Source organism: Mesorhizobium sp. M0088, assembly GCF_040322895.1.
GTDB lineage: Bacteria > Pseudomonadota > Alphaproteobacteria > Rhizobiales > Rhizobiaceae > Mesorhizobium.
The window spans coordinates 288,620-305,855 of sequence record NZ_JAMYUI010000004.1; the positions used below are offsets into that span (position 1 = coordinate 288,620).

Annotated in this window: 19 protein-coding genes; 3 read left to right on the plus strand and 16 right to left on the minus strand. The window is 64.2% G+C overall.

Translation table 11 applies throughout. From position 1 onward, the window contains the following. The first annotated feature begins 134 nt into the window (after window positions 1-134). Window positions 135-623: a DUF1036 domain-containing protein gene (locus tag NKJ67_RS07220; protein WP_127266899.1), complete on the plus strand. Its 489-nt coding sequence runs from the start codon at window positions 135-137 to the stop codon at window positions 621-623. Further along, window positions 620-2,056: a pyruvate kinase gene (gene pyk, locus NKJ67_RS07225; RefSeq protein WP_352580912.1), complete on the plus strand. Its 1,437-nt coding sequence runs from the start codon at window positions 620-622 to the stop codon at window positions 2,054-2,056. Before NKJ67_RS07220 ends, pyk begins: the two co-directional genes overlap by 4 nt. A 44-nt stretch (window positions 2,057-2,100) precedes the next feature. On the opposite strand, the gene NKJ67_RS07230 is transcribed toward pyk, so the two are convergent. The 3 genes from NKJ67_RS07230 to ykgO all read right to left on the minus strand — a co-directional run bounded on the left by NKJ67_RS07230 (window position 2,101) and on the right by ykgO (window position 4,170). Beyond that, complete coding sequence (locus NKJ67_RS07230) at window positions 2,101-3,165, minus strand: alpha/beta fold hydrolase (protein ID WP_352580913.1); 1,065 nt, start codon at window positions 3,163-3,165, stop codon at window positions 2,101-2,103. Window positions 3,166-3,326: 161 nt separating this feature from the next. Next, window positions 3,327-3,932: a tetratricopeptide repeat protein gene (locus NKJ67_RS07235; protein ID WP_127397019.1), complete on the minus strand. Its 606-nt coding sequence runs from the start codon at window positions 3,930-3,932 to the stop codon at window positions 3,327-3,329. 112 nt (window positions 3,933-4,044) lie between these two features. Then, the gene (ykgO, locus tag NKJ67_RS07240; RefSeq protein ID WP_006327841.1) at window positions 4,045-4,170 is read right to left on the minus strand and encodes a type B 50S ribosomal protein L36; all 126 of its coding nucleotides are present in this window, start codon (window positions 4,168-4,170) and stop codon (window positions 4,045-4,047) included. A 242-nt stretch (window positions 4,171-4,412) separates the two neighbouring features. Between ykgO and NKJ67_RS07245 the strand changes: the two genes are divergently transcribed. Further along, window positions 4,413-4,835: a lysozyme inhibitor LprI family protein gene (locus tag NKJ67_RS07245; protein ID WP_352580914.1), complete on the plus strand. Its 423-nt coding sequence runs from the start codon at window positions 4,413-4,415 to the stop codon at window positions 4,833-4,835. A 6-nt stretch (window positions 4,836-4,841) separates the two neighbouring features. On the opposite strand, the gene NKJ67_RS07250 is transcribed toward NKJ67_RS07245, so the two are convergent. The 13 genes from NKJ67_RS07250 to NKJ67_RS07310 all read right to left on the minus strand — a co-directional run bounded on the left by NKJ67_RS07250 (window position 4,842) and on the right by NKJ67_RS07310 (window position 16,987). Next, complete coding sequence (locus tag NKJ67_RS07250) at window positions 4,842-5,921, minus strand: 5-(carboxyamino)imidazole ribonucleotide synthase (protein ID WP_352580915.1); 1,080 nt, start codon at window positions 5,919-5,921, stop codon at window positions 4,842-4,844. Continuing rightward, window positions 5,918-6,415 carry a 5-(carboxyamino)imidazole ribonucleotide mutase gene (gene purE, locus NKJ67_RS07255; protein WP_063169171.1) on the minus strand — a complete coding sequence of 166 codons (498 nt, stop codon included), beginning with the start codon at window positions 6,413-6,415 and terminating at the stop codon, window positions 5,918-5,920. Before purE ends, NKJ67_RS07250 begins: the two co-directional genes overlap by 4 nt. Window positions 6,416-6,517: 102 nt before the next feature. Continuing rightward, complete coding sequence (locus NKJ67_RS07260) at window positions 6,518-7,411, minus strand: ribokinase (protein ID WP_352580916.1); 894 nt, start codon at window positions 7,409-7,411, stop codon at window positions 6,518-6,520. Continuing rightward, window positions 7,408-8,283 (minus strand): MurR/RpiR family transcriptional regulator, encoded by an 876-nt coding sequence (locus NKJ67_RS07265; RefSeq protein WP_013529211.1) that lies wholly within the window; start codon window positions 8,281-8,283, stop codon window positions 7,408-7,410. Before NKJ67_RS07265 ends, NKJ67_RS07260 begins: the two co-directional genes overlap by 4 nt. Next, window positions 8,280-9,248 (minus strand): ABC transporter permease, encoded by a 969-nt coding sequence (locus tag NKJ67_RS07270; RefSeq protein WP_352580917.1) that lies wholly within the window; start codon window positions 9,246-9,248, stop codon window positions 8,280-8,282. The genes NKJ67_RS07265 and NKJ67_RS07270 overlap by 4 nt, the downstream gene beginning before the upstream one ends. A 9-nt stretch (window positions 9,249-9,257) precedes the next feature. Further along, window positions 9,258-10,772 carry a sugar ABC transporter ATP-binding protein gene (locus NKJ67_RS07275; protein ID WP_352580918.1) on the minus strand — a complete coding sequence of 505 codons (1,515 nt, stop codon included), beginning with the start codon at window positions 10,770-10,772 and terminating at the stop codon, window positions 9,258-9,260. Between the two features lie 68 nt (window positions 10,773-10,840). Then, window positions 10,841-11,893, minus strand: a complete 1,053-nt coding sequence (locus NKJ67_RS07280; RefSeq protein ID WP_352580920.1) for a sugar ABC transporter substrate-binding protein — start codon at window positions 11,891-11,893, stop codon at window positions 10,841-10,843. Window positions 11,894-11,934: 41 nt separating this feature from the next. Next, window positions 11,935-12,924 (minus strand): TIM barrel protein, encoded by a 990-nt coding sequence (locus NKJ67_RS07285; RefSeq protein WP_352580921.1) that lies wholly within the window; start codon window positions 12,922-12,924, stop codon window positions 11,935-11,937. 218 nt (window positions 12,925-13,142) lie between these two features. Beyond that, window positions 13,143-14,348: an aminotransferase class V-fold PLP-dependent enzyme gene (locus NKJ67_RS07290; RefSeq protein ID WP_352580922.1), complete on the minus strand. Its 1,206-nt coding sequence runs from the start codon at window positions 14,346-14,348 to the stop codon at window positions 13,143-13,145. Window positions 14,349-14,372: 24 nt separating this feature from the next. Beyond that, window positions 14,373-14,834, minus strand: coding sequence for a RidA family protein (locus NKJ67_RS07295; RefSeq protein ID WP_352580923.1), 462 nt, complete (start codon window positions 14,832-14,834; stop codon window positions 14,373-14,375). Between the two features lie 38 nt (window positions 14,835-14,872). Further along, entirely contained in the window at window positions 14,873-15,667 is a 795-nt protein-coding gene (locus NKJ67_RS07300; protein ID WP_352580924.1) for an amino acid ABC transporter ATP-binding protein, read from the minus strand. A 2-nt stretch (window positions 15,668-15,669) separates the two neighbouring features. Next, window positions 15,670-16,320 (minus strand): amino acid ABC transporter permease, encoded by a 651-nt coding sequence (locus tag NKJ67_RS07305; RefSeq protein WP_352580925.1) that lies wholly within the window; start codon window positions 16,318-16,320, stop codon window positions 15,670-15,672. A gap of 1 nt (window position 16,321) precedes the next feature. Further along, window positions 16,322-16,987 carry an amino acid ABC transporter permease gene (locus tag NKJ67_RS07310; RefSeq protein WP_023810937.1) on the minus strand — a complete coding sequence of 222 codons (666 nt, stop codon included), beginning with the start codon at window positions 16,985-16,987 and terminating at the stop codon, window positions 16,322-16,324. Window positions 16,988-17,236: the final 249 nt, after the last annotated feature.

Consider the following 17,236-nt stretch of genomic DNA (forward strand, 5'->3'; position numbering starts at 1 on the left):
ACACGTCGGCGAATTGTGCGCCGGAGCCTTTCTAAATCGATTGGAATTGGACAAAACGGTGCGTTGACATGCGCCCGGACTTTTCCGAAAAGGGGCGCAGAGAGATGCTGATGTGGTTTTTGAGGGGTTTTCGGATGAGTTCCGCCGGCGGGCAGCGCATGCGCTCTGCCTTTGCCATGCCGCTCCTCACTCTTGCCATGGGCCTGTCGGCCATGGTCGTGGCTTCGCCGGCGCGTGCCGATTTCCGCGTCTGCAACGCCACGCAGAACCTGGTCGGCGTCGGCATCGGCTATCGCGCCAAGGCCGGCTGGATCACCGAAGGCTGGTGGCACATCGAGGGATCGAGCTGCAAGACGCTGATCGAAGGGCCGCTGTCATCAAGGTTTTACTATCTTTATGCAGAAGACGCCGAACGCGGTGGACGCTGGGACGGCCCGATCAACATGTGCGTGGCTGAGAAAGAGTTCAAGATCGCAGGCGTGACCGACTGCGTCGCCCGGGGCTTCCAGCGCGCCGGATTCCAGGAATATGACACGGGCGAACAGGCAAGCTGGATGGTCCAGCTGACCGATGAGTCCACAACGGGAGGCGCTCCAGCCGCCCCGGGAACAAACAGTCAATGAGACGTAGCCGCAAGGTCAAGATCCTAGCCACCATCGGTCCGGCCTCCTCGTCGGAGGAGATGCTGAAGAAACTGTTCGAAGCGGGCGCCGATGTGTTCCGCATCAATATGAGCCATACCGACCATGAACTGATGCGCACGCTGGTCGGACGCATCCGCGCTGTCGAGGAAGCGGTTGGCCGGCCGATCGGCATCCTGGCCGACCTGCAAGGACCAAAGCTGCGCGTCGGCAAGTTCGCCAATGGCAAGGAAGTGCTGACGCAAGGCCAGACCTTCACCCTCGACGACAATCCCGAGCCCGGCACCTCGACCAGGGTCTATCTGCCGCATCCGGAAATCCTGAGCTCGGTCGAAGCCGGCCATCGCCTGCTGATCGACGATGGCAAGCTTGAGCTGAAGGCCGTGAAGAGCGACGGCAAGTCGATCGTCTGCACCGTCGTCGCCGGCACCACGATTTCCGACAAGAAGGGCGTCAGCCTGCCCGACACCGATCTGCCGGTCGGCGCGCTGACCGAGAAGGACCGCAAGGACCTCGATGACGTGCTGGCCACAGGCGTCGACTGGGTGGCGCTGTCCTTCGTGCAACGGCCGGAGGATCTGGCGGAAGCGCGCAAGATCGCACGCGGGCGGGCGCTGATCATGGCCAAGATCGAGAAGCCGCAGGCTGTCGCCCGGCTGGCCGAAATCATCGAACTGTCCGACGCGCTGATGGTCGCCCGCGGCGATCTCGGCGTCGAGATGCCGCTCGAGGCGGTGCCCGGCATCCAGAAGCAGATCACGCGCGCCGCACGCCGCGCCGGCAAGCCGGTGGTGGTTGCAACGCAGATGCTGGAATCGATGATCACGGCACCGGTGCCGACCCGCGCCGAAGTGTCCGATGTTTCGATCGCCGTCTTCGAAGGCGCCGATGCCATCATGCTGTCGGCGGAATCGGCGGCGGGTGCCTATCCCGTCGAGGCTGTGGCAATGATGAACCGTATCGCCACCAAGGTCGAAACCGATCCGACCTATGCCGGCATCATCAACGCCCAGCGCTCCGAGCCGGAGGCGACCGGCGCCGACGCCATTTCGCTGGCCGCGCGCGAGATCGCCGAAACGCTGAAGCTGTCGGCGATCATCACCTACACCGCATCGGGCACCACAGGCCTGCGCGCCGCCCGCGAGCGGCCGCAGGTGCCTGTTATCGCGCTGTCGCCGATCCTCAACACGGCGCGGCGGCTGTCGCTTTTGTGGGGCACGCATTGCGTCGTCTCACCCGACGCCGTCGATCTCGACGACATGGTCAATCGCGCCTGCCGCATCGCCTTCGACGAAGGCTTCGGCAAGCCTGGCGACCGCGTCATCATCACCGCGGGCGTGCCGCTGCGGACACCGGGTTCGACCAACATGCTGCGCATCGCCTATATCGGTTCGGACACACAAGTCAGCCGCTAGATTCCTGAAGCGTGTCGCCTCTGAACGGATTCAGGCGGCCCGCTTTAGGTCGGCGCGAGTTCGGCCTGCGGTACCTTGATATCGGCGCATCTGCCGGCGCCGTAGGCGTCGCCGGCGATGCGCGCCTCCACGGTCCTGGCCATCGCCGGCAGGTCTATATTCTTGCCAGCGACCTTCTCGATGGCGCCGACGGTCAGGTCGGTCGCGATCCAGTCTGGCTTGTGACCGAGATTGTGCACCCACACGAGTTCGGCACCGGCAATGTCGCGCGCCAGGCCGACCGAATGGATATGTGCATAGACCACCTTGTCGCGATCGCCTGAAATCACCACGGTCGGCGCCTTGATCTCGGCGTAACGCGGTGCGGTGGCGAGCGCGTAGCGATAGAGCCCGGCGACATCGGTGGCGTTGGCACGAAAGGCTGTTGGTCGCAGCACCAGCGGGATAGAGGCCGAGCTGAGGTAATTGTCCGGCACCTTGTTGGGCGAAAAGACGCAGGTGGTGGCGTCAGCCATCTGCAGGGCTCCCGCCGGATAGGTGAGCGTTTCGGAAAACAGCCAACCGAGCACCGGCATGGTGGTCAGATTGTAGTACCAGGCGGTTGCGCCGCCCGGCCATGGGTGGGTCGCCGGTGCGAGAAAGACGAGCCCGAGCGTCTTGTCTGGATGTTCGCGGCCAAAGGCCGATGTCACCACGCCGCCGAAGGAATGGCCGACGATGACAGCATTCCTGATGCCGAGATGGTCCATCAGTGCGGCAATGGTGTTGGCCTGCGCCGACGGGTTCTCGTTGTTGGTGCCGCGACCCGACCAGCCATGGCCTGGCCGGTCGAAGAACAGCATTTCGGCGCGGCCTTCGAGCAAGGGGCGCAGCGGCAGCATCTGGTCCCTGAGATTGGCGCTGGCGCCGTGGATCAAGACGATCGGCGGCAGCTCGGCATTGGCGGGCGCCGGAACATGGACATAGTGGATGCGGGCGCCGTCGATGTCGGCGAACTCGCCGATCGGCGGATTGCGACGCTCGATCAGCCATGAGCCGACGCGGGTGACGCCGACAAAGCCGAAGATAAGCGCCATCAGGAAGGCAAGGGCGGCGTAGATCAGGTTCATGAGGGAGATACGAGGTGGAGGGGGATAAGTTGTAGGGTAGGCAGTAGGCAGTAGGCAGTAGGCAGTAGGCAGTAGGCAGTAGGCAGTAGGCAGTAGGCAGTAGGCATGTGTGTTCCGCAGAGCGGTCTGGACCTACTGCCTAATCCCTACTGCCTATTCCCTCAAATACCTTCACCGGCAAGCTCCTCCGAAATCGTGCCGACCTGGTCCTGGGCGCTGCGCATCATCGGATAGATGGCCAGCACCTTTTGCCAGGCCTCGAGCGCCGATTGCTTGTGGCCGGTCAGCGCCATGATCTGCGCCAGGCCGGACAGCGCGCCGAAATGGCGCGGTTCGAGCTGCAGCGTATGGTCGATGTCGGACATCGACTTGCCGTAGTTCTTCATCATGAAATGCACGGTGGCACGCCGGTTCCAGCCTTCGGCATAAGTCGGCTGCAAAGTCACCACCTGGTCGAGGAAATCGAGCGCGACGTCGAACTTCTGGCCCTCGACGGCTTTTTGCGACCATTGCATCATCAGGTCGATCGAGGCGCTGCCGGATTGCGACCACTCGCTCCAGATGTTGCCGGCGATGCGCTCGGCCGCCTTTTCGTTGCGCTCGCGTTTCAGATCGCTGAACAACTGGTCGAGGCGGGCTTGTTTCGTCGTTGCGGCGGGCGGCGCGTCCTGAGTGGCCGGCGGCGCGACAGCATCATCCGCCCATGCCGGGCCATAAATGACGCCGGAAACAAGCAGAGATGTCAAAAATGCAAAAAGAATCCGCATCGCCGGACTCTAGTCCCGGGCGACGGAACGTCAAACTGAATTTGGCGTGAAAATGCCGGCAGGCGGCAACAAGCATCAAATGGGGGGAGGCAACAGCCTCCTGCCCGAAAACTCAGCCCTGGCGTGCCTTGTAGCGCGGGGCGGTCTTGTTGATGATGTAGACGCGGCCCTTGCGGCGAACCAACTGGTTGTCGCGGTGACGCGCCTTCAGCGCCTTGAGCGAATTCTTGATCTTCATGGTCTTGCCTGTCGGTGTGGACCCGGTCCGGGTCGAAATTTTAAGGCGCGCCAGAAGACGCGCCTTTGAACTGTGGGAGGCTCATAAACGAGGAGCCTTGTCCCTGTCAACCGCAAGCGTGCTCCATAGCGGCTGTGAATCGTCCCTGTCATCAATTATCCGCCATGTCGGCCTTGCGGCATTGCGCGGCCCTGGGGCCGGCTGGGATGATGCGGTCGCCGTGAAGTGATTTGGAGAGAACCATGCGCCGAATGTTCCTGTCCGCCTGCCTTGTCCTGCTGGCGGCAGCTTCGGTTGCTCGCGCGCAGGAATGCGACCGCAGCGACGACAGCCAGCAGATGATGAACATCTGTGCCGGCGAAGACTATCAGGCGGCCGACGCCAAGCTCAACAAGGCCTATCAGGACCTCACCAGCTCGGATGACGCCGGCGGCAAGAGATTGCTGCAGGTGGCGCAGCGCGCCTGGATCACTTTTCGCGATGCCGAATGCGCGCATTCCACCGCCGCCAGTCAAGGCGGCTCGATCCATTCGATGGAAGTCTCGCAATGCCTGACCAGATTGACCAATGATCGCGTCAAGCAGCTCGCTGCCGCGGCCAATTGCGAGGAAGGCGATGTGAGTTGCGCCAATCCAGGCGAGGACGAGAGCGACGACGTGCAGTAGGCAACCTTATGAGGCTCGACGGCTGATCCGAGTGAAATGTCCCATCTTGCGGCCGGGCCGCGCTTCGGCCTTGCCGTAGAGATGCAGCATCAGATCGGGCTCGGCGAGAAGCTCAGGGACGCGCAGCACATCGTCGCCGATCAGGTTTTCCATCACACAGTCGGAATGGCGGTCCGGGCCGCCGAGCGGCAGGCCGGCGATGGCGCGGATATGCTGCTCGAACTGCGAGACGATACAGCCGGCTTCCGTCCAATGGCCGGAATTGTGCACACGCGGCGCGATCTCGTTGGCCAGCAGCGAGCCGTCCGCCAGCACGAAGAACTCGACGCCGATGACGCCGACATAGTTCAGCGCCGACAGGATCTTCGATGCGGCCGTTCGGGCCGCTTCCGCCGTCTCCGGCATAATGGCGGCCGGCAAGGTCGATGTGTGGAGAATGCCGTTGCGATGGATATTCTCGGCTGGATCGTAGGCGACAACCGCACCGTCCAGCCCACGCGCCGCGATCACCGATATCTCGCGCTCGAACGGCACGAAGGCCTCCAGGATCAGAGGCACATTGCCCATCGCCTCGCATGTGCCGGCGAAGCCGCCGGCTTCCATGTTGCGGAAGACGCGCTGGCCTTTGCCGTCATAGCCCATGCGCCGGGTCTTCAGGACACCGCTGCCGTCGAATGCTTTCAGCGCCGCGATCAGCTGGTCATCATTGTCGACGGCGTGGAAATCGGCGGTGGCAATGCCGATGCCGTTGAGGAATGTTTTTTCGTCCACCCGGTCCTGCGCCACTTCCAGCGCACGCTCCGGCGGATAGACCGGAACCTTGGCGGCCAGCGCACTGGCGGCTGCAACCGGCACGTTCTCGAACTCGTAGGTGACGACGGAACTCGAGCCTGCCAGTTCGGCAAGGGCGGCCGGGTCGTCATAGGCGGCTGTTATCTGCCGGTTGGCGACCTGTGCCGCGGGGCAATCCGCTTGCGGCTCCAGCACCACGGTGCGGTAGCCGAGGCGGGCGGCGGCAACAGCCAGCATGCGGCCGAGTTGGCCGCCGCCAATGATGCCGATGGTCGATCCGGCGGGCAGGCTCACGGCGTATCCGTCGGTTCTGCCGCGACCTTGGCGGTCTGCGCGGCGCGCCAGGCGTCCAGACGGACGGCAAGGCTGTCATCGTTCAGGGCCAGCACGGCAGCGGCCAGAAGGGCTGCGTTGGCAGCGCCGGCCTTGCCGATGGCCAGCGTGCCCACGGGAATGCCGGCCGGCATCTGGACAATGGACAGCAGCGAATCCTGCCCGGAAAGCGCTTTCGATTCCACCGGCACACCGAACACCGGCAGCGGCGTCATCGCCGCCGTCATGCCGGGCAGGTGCGCCGCACCGCCGGCGCCGGCGATGATCACCTGATAACCGGCTGCCTTGGCGCCCTTGGCGAAATCATAGAGCCGGTCCGGCGTGCGATGCGCGGAGATGATCAGCCGCTTGTGCGGGATGCCGAGTGCTTCCAGCGTTTCGGCGGCATGGCGCATCGTCGCCCAGTCGGACTGGCTGCCCATGATGATGGCGACGTCGGCGCGTTGATCGTCCAAGTCCGTGTTCCCCGGCGACAAAGGCGCGCCTTAGCGGAATTCGCGCGGGGCCGCAAGGATAGGCGGCCGCTGCTGCGGTCTGGCAAGACGGAAACCAGCCGATCAGATGCCGTCGCGCTCGGCCTCTGGCGTCGAGACCAGCAAGGCCGAAGCCGCGTTGGCGGCGGTGATGGCCGCCCGCATGGTCTGCCCACGGGCAAGTCCCGCGGCCAGCGCGCCAACGAATTCATCGCCGGCGCCATGCGTGCTGGCGACCTTGACCGGGACGGCCGGCAGCGCGAAGGCCTCGCCGGTCTGGTCGCAGCAGGCGACGCCCTCGCCGCCCGCCGTGACAATCGCCACCGGATAAAGATCGGCCAATAGCCGTGCGGCTTGCGCGGCGCCGTCGAGTGTCTCGACCACCGCTGTGCCAGCCAGGAATTCCGCCTCGATGGCGTTGACAACCAATATGTCGACCAGCGCGATCAACTCCTCGGAGAGTTTGCGCGCGGGGGCCGCGTTGAGCACGACGCGGCCGCCCCGTGCTTTGACGGCGCGTGCGGCGGCAATGTTGCCGGCTTCCGGCACTTCGTTCTGCAACAAGAGCACTGCCGTCTGTCCCACCACATCGGAAGCAGAGGCAATGTCGGCATGGCCCAGTGTCAGATTGCTGCCCGAGACGATCACCGCGCCATAGTCGCCGCCCGCGTCGAAGATCGCTACGCTCATGCCGGAGCTGGCGCCAGCGGCCACCCGCACGAAGCGGCGGTCGACCTTGGCGCGATCGAGGTTGGCCAGCAACGCCCGCCCGAAATCATCGTCGCCGACGGCGCCGATCATCGCCGCGCGCACGCCGGCCCGCGCCGCCGAGACAGCCTGATTGCCGCCCTTGCCGCCGCATTTCGGGTGCCAGGCATGGCCGGTCACCGTCTCGCCCTTGCGCGGGCGGTCGGGCGCGTCGACCATGATGTCGTAGTGCAGGCTGCCGAACACGGTGACCAGCGGCGATGTCGTCATGAGCCCCGGTCTTTTCGTTTCGATGTCACTGCGGACATGGTGCGGCCGAGATTGCGCTCCGCCGCCTGGTAGTCGCGCTGTGCCACCGCCACGAACAGCGCGTCGAGGATGTTGAGCTGGGCAATGCGCGCCGCTGCGTTCTCGCCCATCAGCGGCGAGCCTTGCGCGGTCGAGCAAAGCACGATGTCGGCGACCGCAGCCAGCGGCGAGTTGTCGTAGTTGGTGATGGCCAGCGTGCGGGCACCGTTCTTGCGGGCCAGCTGGATGGCGTCGATGACGGCCGACGTGTTGCCCGAATGCGAGAAGCCGACGGCGATGTCGTCGCCGCCGAGCAGCGAGGCCGACATCAGCATCATATGCGAATCGTCATAGACGGATGCGCGGATGCCGATGCGCAGAAACTTGTGCGAGACATCGCGGGCGATCTGCGCCGAGCCGCCGACGCCATAAAAATCCCGGTTCTTGGCACGGAAGAGCAGCTCGGCGGCGCGGTCGAAATCCTCGATGTCGAGGATCGCCAGCGTCTCCTCCAGCGCCTGGATGGAGGTGCGAAAGACTTTTTGCACGATCTCGGCCGAACTGTCGTCGGATGACAGTTCCTGGTGCATCTCGGCGGTCGGCAGGCGACTGTATTCATAGACGGCGGTGCGGAAGTCGCGATAGCCGGAAAAGCCCAGCTTCTTGGCGATCTTGACCACCATCGCCTCCGACACGCCGGACTCTTCGGCGATCTGTTTCAGCGGAATGCTCTCGTCGAAACCGCGCCGGCCGAAGACGGTTTCCACCACCTTCGCCTCCAACGGGGTGAGATGCGGCATCATCATGCGGATGCGCGGTCCTACCGCTTTCAGGTCCAGCCCGCTCAAGGTCATCCACGCCCCCTCGTCACGCGATCGATAAGCATCGCGGCGAGGATTATAAGACCAGTTGCCAGAAGCTGATAGAAGGACTGGACGTTCATCAGCGTCAAACCGTTGCGCATAGCGCCGAGGATGACGGCGCCCAGGATGGTGCCGACGATGCTGCCCTTGCCGCCCATCAGCGAGGCGCCGCCGATGGCGGCAGCCGCGATAGCGTCGAGTTCCCAGAGATTGCCGAGGATGGGCTCGGCGGCGCCGAGCCGGCCGACCAGGATCTGCGCGGCAAGCGCCGCCAGCAGGCCCGAGATCATGTAGGCGGCGATCTTGGTGCGGGCAATCGGCACGCCGGCGATGTAGGCCGCCTCCTCGTTGCCGCCGACGGCAAGCAGATATTCGCCGAAGGGCGTCTTCTTCAAAACGACCCAGGCGACGACAGCCACGCAGGCGACGATGATGACCGCCAGAGGCAGTCCAAACAGCGATCCGTTGAAGATGGCGCGAAAGCTTGGCGGAAGGCCGAGCACCGGATTGCCGCCGGTGTAGATCAGCGCCAGCGCCCGATAGGTGCTGAGCGTTCCCAACGTGACGATGAAGGGCTGCAGCCCGACATAGGCGACGAGCACGCCGTTGACGAGGCCGCAGGCAAGGCCAATGGCGAAGCCGGCGGCGATGGCCAACGGAAACGGCACGCCGGCGACCATCATAGAGGCCGAGATGACGGCCGAGAGTGCCGCCGTCGGCCCGACCGACAGGTCGATGCCACCGGAGATGATGACCAGCGTCATGCCCAGCGCCAGACAGGCATTGATGCTCGACTGCTGCAGGATGTTGATCAGGTTGCGCTCGGCGAAGAAGCCGGGCACCAGCGCGCCGAATACTGCCAGGATCACGACAAGGCCGATCAGCGTGCCGGCGTCGCGCATGGAAACGCCGCGCAGGAATTCGGCGCGTGGCCGCACCAGAGTGGTATCCGACATATCCGTCACCTACTGCCTTGCCTGTTGCGCGGCCGGCGTTTGCGTTTGCGGGATGGCGTGCGCCGCGATCGCCTGTTCGCTGATATCGTCTCTGTGGAGTTCGGCCGCGATAGTGCCGTCGCGCATGACCAGCACGCGGTCGGCAAGCCGGATCACTTCGGGAAGCTCGGAGGAGACGACGATCACGGCATGGCCCTCGGCGGCGAGTTCCTCGATCAGATGATAGATCTCCGCCTTGGCGCCGACATCGATGCCGCGCGTCGGTTCGTCGAACAAGAGGATGCGGGTTCCCGCGGCCAGCCAGCGGCCGATGATCGCCTTCTGCTGGTTGCCGCCGCTGAACAGGCGGATCGGCCGGTCGAGCAGGAACGGGCGCAGATTGACGCGGCTCATCCTGTCGACCGCCACCTGTTTCAGCCTGGTGTGATCGATGACGCCGCGCGGCGCGAATACGTTCATCGAGGCCAGCGCCATGTTGCTGGTGATCGAGCGCAGCGGCACGATGCCTTCGCGCTTGCGCTCCTCCGGCACCAGGCCGATGCCGGCGGCAATCGCATCGCGCGGGCCGGCGAAGCGCGCCGCCTTGCCGTCGATTGCAATGGTGCCGGCCGTGGCGCGATCGGCGCCGGCCAGGAGCCGCAAAAGTTCAGTTCGGCCGGAACCGACCAGGCCGGCAATCCCCAGCACCTCGCCGCGATGCAGATCGAACGACACGTTGCGCACCTTCGTCGCCGAGGAGAGGCCACGCGCGCTCAGCATGACCTTGTTCGTGGCATGGGAATTATGGTGTTCCTGCGCCAGTTCGCGGCCGACCATCATCGCCACGACCGCTTTCTCCGACAGGTCTTTCAGATCGACGGAATCGACGACGACGCCGTCGCGCATGATGGTGGCGCGCCGGCAGATGCCGAACACCTCATCCAGCTTGTGCGAGACATAGACGACGGCGACGCCATCGCGCGCCAAACCTGTAATGACTTGCGCGAGCCGTTCGAATTCGCTCGGCGTCAGGCTCGATGTCGGCTCGTCCATGGCGACGATGCGGGCGCGATCGAGCAATGCCCTGGCAATCTCGACAATCTGCCGCTGCGCCACCTTCAGAGTGCCGAGCGGGGCGGCTGGATCGATGGAGGGGTCGATGGCTGCAAGAGCCTCGGCGGCGCGGCGCTCCTGCTCTCTGCTGGCGACGAAGATGCCGCCGCGCGTCAGCGGATGGCCGAGGAACATGTTCTGGGCAACGCTGAGGCGCGGCACCTGCTGCAATTCCTGATGGATCATGGCGACGCCCGCAGCGCGCGCGGCAACCGGGTTGGCGAGCGTTACCGGCTTGCCGTCAATGAGGACGCTTCCCGCTGTCGGCCTGTAGACGCCAGACAGGATGCGCAGCAGCGTCGACTTGCCGGCGCCGTTTTCGCCGAGCAGGCCGTGGATTTCACCGGCCGCGACCGAGAACGAAACGCCGTCAAGCGCCCGTACGGCCGGAAACAGCTTGGAAATGCCCTGGAATTGCAGCCGGGGTGACATCGAGTTCTATCTCCGGGCCATGGTGCCGGTCAGAAGCGAATTGCCCTGACCGGCACTGTTGGTTGGCCTTACTGGCCCGCTGCCGCGTCCTCGAGCAGGGCCTTGCGCGCGCCGGTGCCGGAATAGCGGTCGGCATTGTCCTTGGTGATCAGCGCCTGCGGCGTGGCGACAACGCGCGGCAGCTTCTGTCCCGCGACGAGACGCAGAGCTGTTTCCAACGCCACTTCGCCAGTCAGCACCGGGAAACTGTCGACCGTGCCGGTCAGTTCGCCGGCGCGGATCGAGGCATAGGCGTCGGAAATGCCGTCGGTGCCGAAGACCGCAACCTTGTCCTGCAGGCCGGCGGCCTTGACAGCCTCGACGATGCCCAGCGCCATGCCGTCATTGTTGGCATAGAAGCCGATCAGGTCGGGGTGCTGCTGTAGGATGTTGGTGGCCGCGTCATAGGAGGCTTGGCGGTCCCAGTTGCCGGGAACGCTGGCGACAACCTCGAAATTGCCCCCCTCGGTGATGGTCGACTTGAAGCCGTCGGTGCGCTGCACGGCGGCATAGACGCCAGCCTGACCTTCGACGATGGCGACCTTGCCGCCATTCGGACGATTCTTGATGAACCATTTGGCGACGCGCACGCCATTGTCGCGTTGGACATTGCCGACATAATGCTCGGCCTGCGGGATGACGGCGTCATTGACGTTGACCACCGGCACGTTGGCGGCCTTGGCCTGCTCCATGATCGGCTGCAGATTGGCATCCGTCTGCGGCGAGACGAGCAGCACGTTGTAGCCCTGCGTCACCAGGCCTTCGGCGATGGTGAGCTGGCCGAGCTGGTCGCCCTCGCTCTGCGCTGCCTGATAGACGACGGGAACGCCGACCTTGGCGCCGAATGCCGTGTAGCCCTCGCCCAGCGAGCGCCAGTATTCATTGGCCAGCGTCTTGGAGACCGCGCCTGCCTTGGTGCCTTCGGGCAGCTTGGGGAACGCGCCGAATTTAGCCTCGACCTGCGACCAGTCGATGCGGTCCTTTTCCGTGTCGGAATTGAGCGGCGCGAGGTCGGCGGCAAAGGCAGAGCCGATCGAGAGCGCCATCAGTGCGGCGGTAGCGGTGGCAAGCAGAAGTTTCATTGTATTCCTCCCTGGTTGAAAACGGTGATGGCGCGGATGCCTCAGCTATCCGGCCCGAGCATGATTTCCTGGATGATGGCCTGCGACGTCACCGCGTCCTGGCTGTCCATGGCGGCGGACAGGCGATTGTCCTGCTCCAGCCGGTCGACGACGCGCAGCATGCGCTTGACGGTGGCGATGTTGACTTCGCACTCGCGCACCGGATCGAGCCCGGTCATATCGGGGAACGTGTCGAAATAGATGGCGCCGGCGTAACCGTCGCGGCGAATCTGCCTGAGCAGCTCGATGGTCTGCAGCGTGTGCACCGCGCCGACCATCAGGCCGTCGTCGCGCTTGGCGTAGCCGTCGTTCAGGTGCACGCCGAGCAGCTTGCTGTGACGCGCCACCAGGGCCGCGGCAAAGGCCGGCTGTTCGTCGGCGTAGAGCACATGAGCGAAATCGAGCGTGACGCCGAGATTGGGCAGGCCCACATCGCGGATCGCCAGCAGGGTCGTCGCCGCATCCGGCATCAGGCTGTAGGAGCGTGGTTCGTTCGGTTTGTATTCAAGGCTGATCTGACAGTCGGGATCATGTGCCGCAACTTCACGAATCCCATCAATTTCGTGTTGCCAAAGCGTTGAATAGTCGGCCTGGAAGGCGTAGTCGAAGCCATCCTGGCCGAGCCACAGCGTCATCAGGCTGGCGCCGGCCTCACGCACGGCATCGATGCCGGTCTTGGTCAGGTCGATGGCCTCGCGGCGCACCGCCGGATCCGGATTGGTGAAGGCGCCGAGCTTGAAGGCGGGGTTGGAGTAGTAGCGCATGGCAAAGCCATTGATGGAAAGCCCGAGATCGCCCAGTTTCAGGGTGATTTCCGTGGGCTTTTCACCGACGTGGTCAGGAAAGTTGAGGTCGAGATCGGTAAGCCCCTCGACCTTGGCGGCGCGCGCCGCCATCTGCAGCAGCGACGGCTTGCCGGTAAGATCGGGCCACTCGGCCTGCGGTCGCGAGGCAAAGGAATTCAGGCGCGTGGCGAAACGGTTGGCTGTCATGAGCGATCCTTCATCGTCATGACTTCACATAAATATAGATATTTGTAAAGTTATTGTTGAAAAGTTGTGAAGCAGCCGCCAAGCTGGAACCGCCAAGGCGCGCAGAGGGAGCCGGCAGTTTCCTGGCCGGTGCCCTGGAGAGCCCGTCAGGGCAGGAGGCGCATGATGGCGCGTGCCGGTTACGGCCGACGCATTTCAGGTAGCGATTCGCCGGGTGTTCAATCTGGCCAGCTTAAGACGCCGGACGAATCCTTGCGGGAGACTTTCATCGCATCGGCCGGGCGGTCCTTGGCGGTCAATATGGCGCGCAGCCGTTCGGCGACGATCTCGGCCTCGCCGGGATGAAGATTGCAGGGGTCGAGGAAGAAATGGCCGCGCTCCACCTCATGGTTGCGCACGATGATCGGTGGCGAGCCAGTCGCCAATGCCGAGGTGAGGCCGGCCGCCGTGAACTGGCTTTCGGGCAGTACAAAAATCTGAAGCCGATCGAGAGGGTTGGCGGTCGGATCGGGAATGATCTGCGCGACAATGCCCGGCAGTCCCTGCAACGCGTCCTTCCACAAATTGAGCGCCGCCTCTTCGCGGCGGCGGATGCCGGCATGGTCGCGCTTTTCCCAGGCTTCCAGTGCGGCCATGGTGCCGGCGATGCTCTCCTTGCCGACTTTCATGGCGCGGGCGACGCCGCGGTTCTGCAGATAGGCGGCGCGCACCAGGTCCTTGCGCCCGGTGACGATGCCGCTGGTCGGCCCACTCAGGAATTTGTGGCCGCTGTAGATGACAATGTCGGCGCCGCGCGCGAGGAAGTCGCGCAGATCATACTCTGAAGCCGCATCCACGATCACCGGGACACCCCTGGCGTGGCAGATCTCGCAGAATTCCTCCAGCGACAGCATGCCATACTGCACGGTGTGGTGCGCAACGACATAGAGGCCCGCCGCCGTGCGGTCGTTGATCGCGTCGCGCACATGATAGTCCTGCGTCACGCTGACCGTGCCGGCCGGCACGACCCTGGCGCCCGCCAGCCGGACCGACTGGTCGATCGGCGCACCATAGTTGACGATGTGGCCGAGCTGGACGACGACCTCCGACTTGAGGCCTTCCGTGTTATCAGGCAGCCGCTCGATGGCGAGCAGATTGGTCCCCGTCATCGCACCGGCGATCGCCATGGTGATGCCGCTGGCGCAGCAGGCAGTGACGAAACCGGCCTCGCCGCCGGTCAGGCGCGCGACGATCGTGCTTGCGGCACGTTGCAGGTCATCCATTTCCACCCATTGCGAGGCCATTTCCGCCATGGCGCGGATCGCTTCGGGGACGATGATCGATGCGCCGAGCGCCGTCATCGTTCCGGAGACGTTGATGATCGGGCGAAGGCCGAGCCGTTCGCGGATCGTGGTGTTGGAGCCGTCGGTGGACGTGGTTTTCATCTTTCGGATTCCATTTCTAGCGGGTCAGGCAGCGATCTCGACGACCGCCTCGATTTCGACGGTGATGTTTCCGGGCAAGGAGCCGACGCCGATCGCCGAGCGGGCATGGCCGCCGATATTGTCGAAGACATCGGCGAACAAATCGGAACAGCCATTGACCACTTTCGGGTGGTCGCTGAAGGTCGGTATCGCGTTGACGAAGCCGAGCAGCTTGACGATGCGCACGATCCGGCCAAGGTCGCCGGTGGCTGCGTGCATGACGGCGAGCAGGTTGAGACCGGTGAGGCGGGCATGGCCATAGGCTTCCTCGACGGTGACATCGTCTCCCACCTTGCCGGTGAACAGCGTGCCATCGGTCCGCAGCGGCCCCTGGCCGGACAGGAAGATCAGACGGCCGCTTTCGGCATGGGTGAGGAAATTGGCGATCGGGGTCGGCGGCTCGGGCAGCGTCAGGCCCAACGCGGCGAGCCGGATATAAGGCGTCATGAAAGAAGGCTCCTTGCGACAGCGTTTGCTGTCCTGTTCTAGAAATGCGAGGCGCGGAAGCGTGCCAGGAAGGTGCGCAGGCGCTCATTGTCGATGTCCGCCGCCAGGATTTCGGCGGGCGGGCCGGCCGCGCTGACGCCGCCATCGGCCATGAAGACGATGCGGCTCGAGGCGTCGCGGGCAAAGGCCATTTCGTGCGTGACCATCACCATCGTCATGCCGTCCTCGGCCAGGCTGCGCACGACCTCGAGCACCTCGCCGACCAATTCCGGATCGAGTGCGGAGGTTATTTCGTCGAGAAGCAGGATCTTCGGCCCCATGGCCACGGCACGCGCAATGCCGACGCGCTGTTGCTGGCCGCCGGACAATTCGGCGGGCAGGCTGTCGGCCTTGTGGGCGAGGCCGACCCGGCCGAGCCAGTGTTCGGCGATGGTGCGGGCCTCCGCACTGCTCTTGCCGCGCACCTTGGTGAGACCAAGCATGATGTTGCCCGCCGCCGTCAGGTGCGGAAAGAGGTTGAAGCTCTGGAACACCATGCCGGTCTCGGCGCGCATCGTGGCGAGATCGCGTTCGCTGCGGCGCTGGCGGGCTCCGGTTTCGCGAAAGCCGACCTCCTTGCCGTCGATGCGGATCGAACCACTGTCGTAGCTTTCGAGGAAGTTGACGCAACGCAGCAGCGTGGTTTTGCCGCTGCCGGAGGGGCCGATGACCGTCACCACCTCCCCCTTCGCCACCTGCAGGCTGACCGAACGCAGGACCTGGACGGTCCCAAAGGCTTTGGAAACGTCCAGGACGTCGAGAAGGGCCGGGGTGCCGGTCGGACTTTTGGACATTGCTATTCCCGGATGAAGGAGAAACGCCGCTCGAGCCGCCGGCTGGCGAACGAGAGGGCATAGTTGACCGCGAAGTAGATGAGCGCGCCGAGGATGTAGAGCGGCATGGCTTCATAGGTGCGGCCGATGACCTGGTTGATGGCCTGCATCAGGTCGGTGATGCCGAGCAGCGATACCAGCGCGCTGCCCTTGACCGCATCGGTGACGCCGTTGATCCAGGGCGGCAGGAAGCGCCTGAACGCCTGTGGGAAAATGACGTAGGCGAGCCGCTGGCGAAAGGTGAGTCCGATCGCCATCGCCGCCTCGGACTGCCCTTTCGGAATGGAGCCGACAGCACCTCTGAAATATTCGACGACCTGGGCTGTCTTGAACAGGGTCAGCGCCAGCACGGCGGCCCAGAACGACGGCAGATGAAGCCCGACGGCCGGCAGTCCGTAATAGACAAAGAAGATGAGCACCAGGATCGGGATGCCGCGGATGGTGTCGCTGAAGATGCGCACGGCCCATTGCAACGGCACCGGGCCATAGACCAGACCGACGCCCATGATCACGCCGGCAATCAGCGAAAACACCACGACCAGCAGGGATACCCACAGTGTCAGCGCAAAGCCCTGGGCGAGGAAAGGCAAGGCATAGGCGATCTGGGTCAGCATGTCAGCGCGCCGCCCTGAACCGGCGCTCGACAAGCCGAAGCGCAAAAAGCAAGATGTAGCCGGTCACCAGATACATCGCCGTGACCACGAGATAGACCTCGACGATGCGGAAGGTGTTGAAGTTGATCCACTGGGCGCCATAGGTCAGCTCCGGCACCGAAATGACCGAGGCGACGGAGGTGTCCTTGAACAGCGATATGAAGGTGTTGGACAATGCCGGCAAGGTGATGCGCAGCATGGTCGGCAGGCGCACGTTGAGCAGCCTTTGCCAGGGCGTCAGGCCGATTGCCTTGCCGGCGTCCAGCTGTCCGCGCGGAACGGCTTCGAGCCCGGAGCGAAACACCTCGACCAGATAGGCGCCGCTATAGAGCGACAGCGTGACGACGAACGAGGTCGGCGCGCTGTAGGCGATGTCGACCACTGTCGGCAGGCCGTAGAAGACGAGGTAGACGAGCAGGATCAGCGGCACGTTGCGGATGAATTCGACGTAGGCGGCGATGATGGTGCGCACGATGCGTCCGGCAGACACGTACCAGACCGCCAGAACCAGGCCGATGACGGTGCCGATGGCGATCGATATGACGGCGAGCTCGAGACTGAGCAGCAGTCCTCCCCACAGCTTGTCGAAGTGCCGCCAGATCAGGTTGAAATTAAGGGCATAGCCCATGCGTCCGCCTCAGTGCCGCAGGCTTAGAGCAGTTCACCGTTTCACGGAAACGGCGACCCGCTCTAACTCTTTGTTTTGACGCAATTCCGGGCGGAAAACCGTTTCACACTTTTCCTGGAATTGCTCTAGGGAGGCGGAAGGGCGCGGGTTTAGCCCATACGCCCCGCAGGTCCTCTGGCAGGGGAGCCGGGATGGCCCGCCCCGGGGACCGGGCCGAAAAAGAACAATAAGCCGGCAAACGACCTGTGT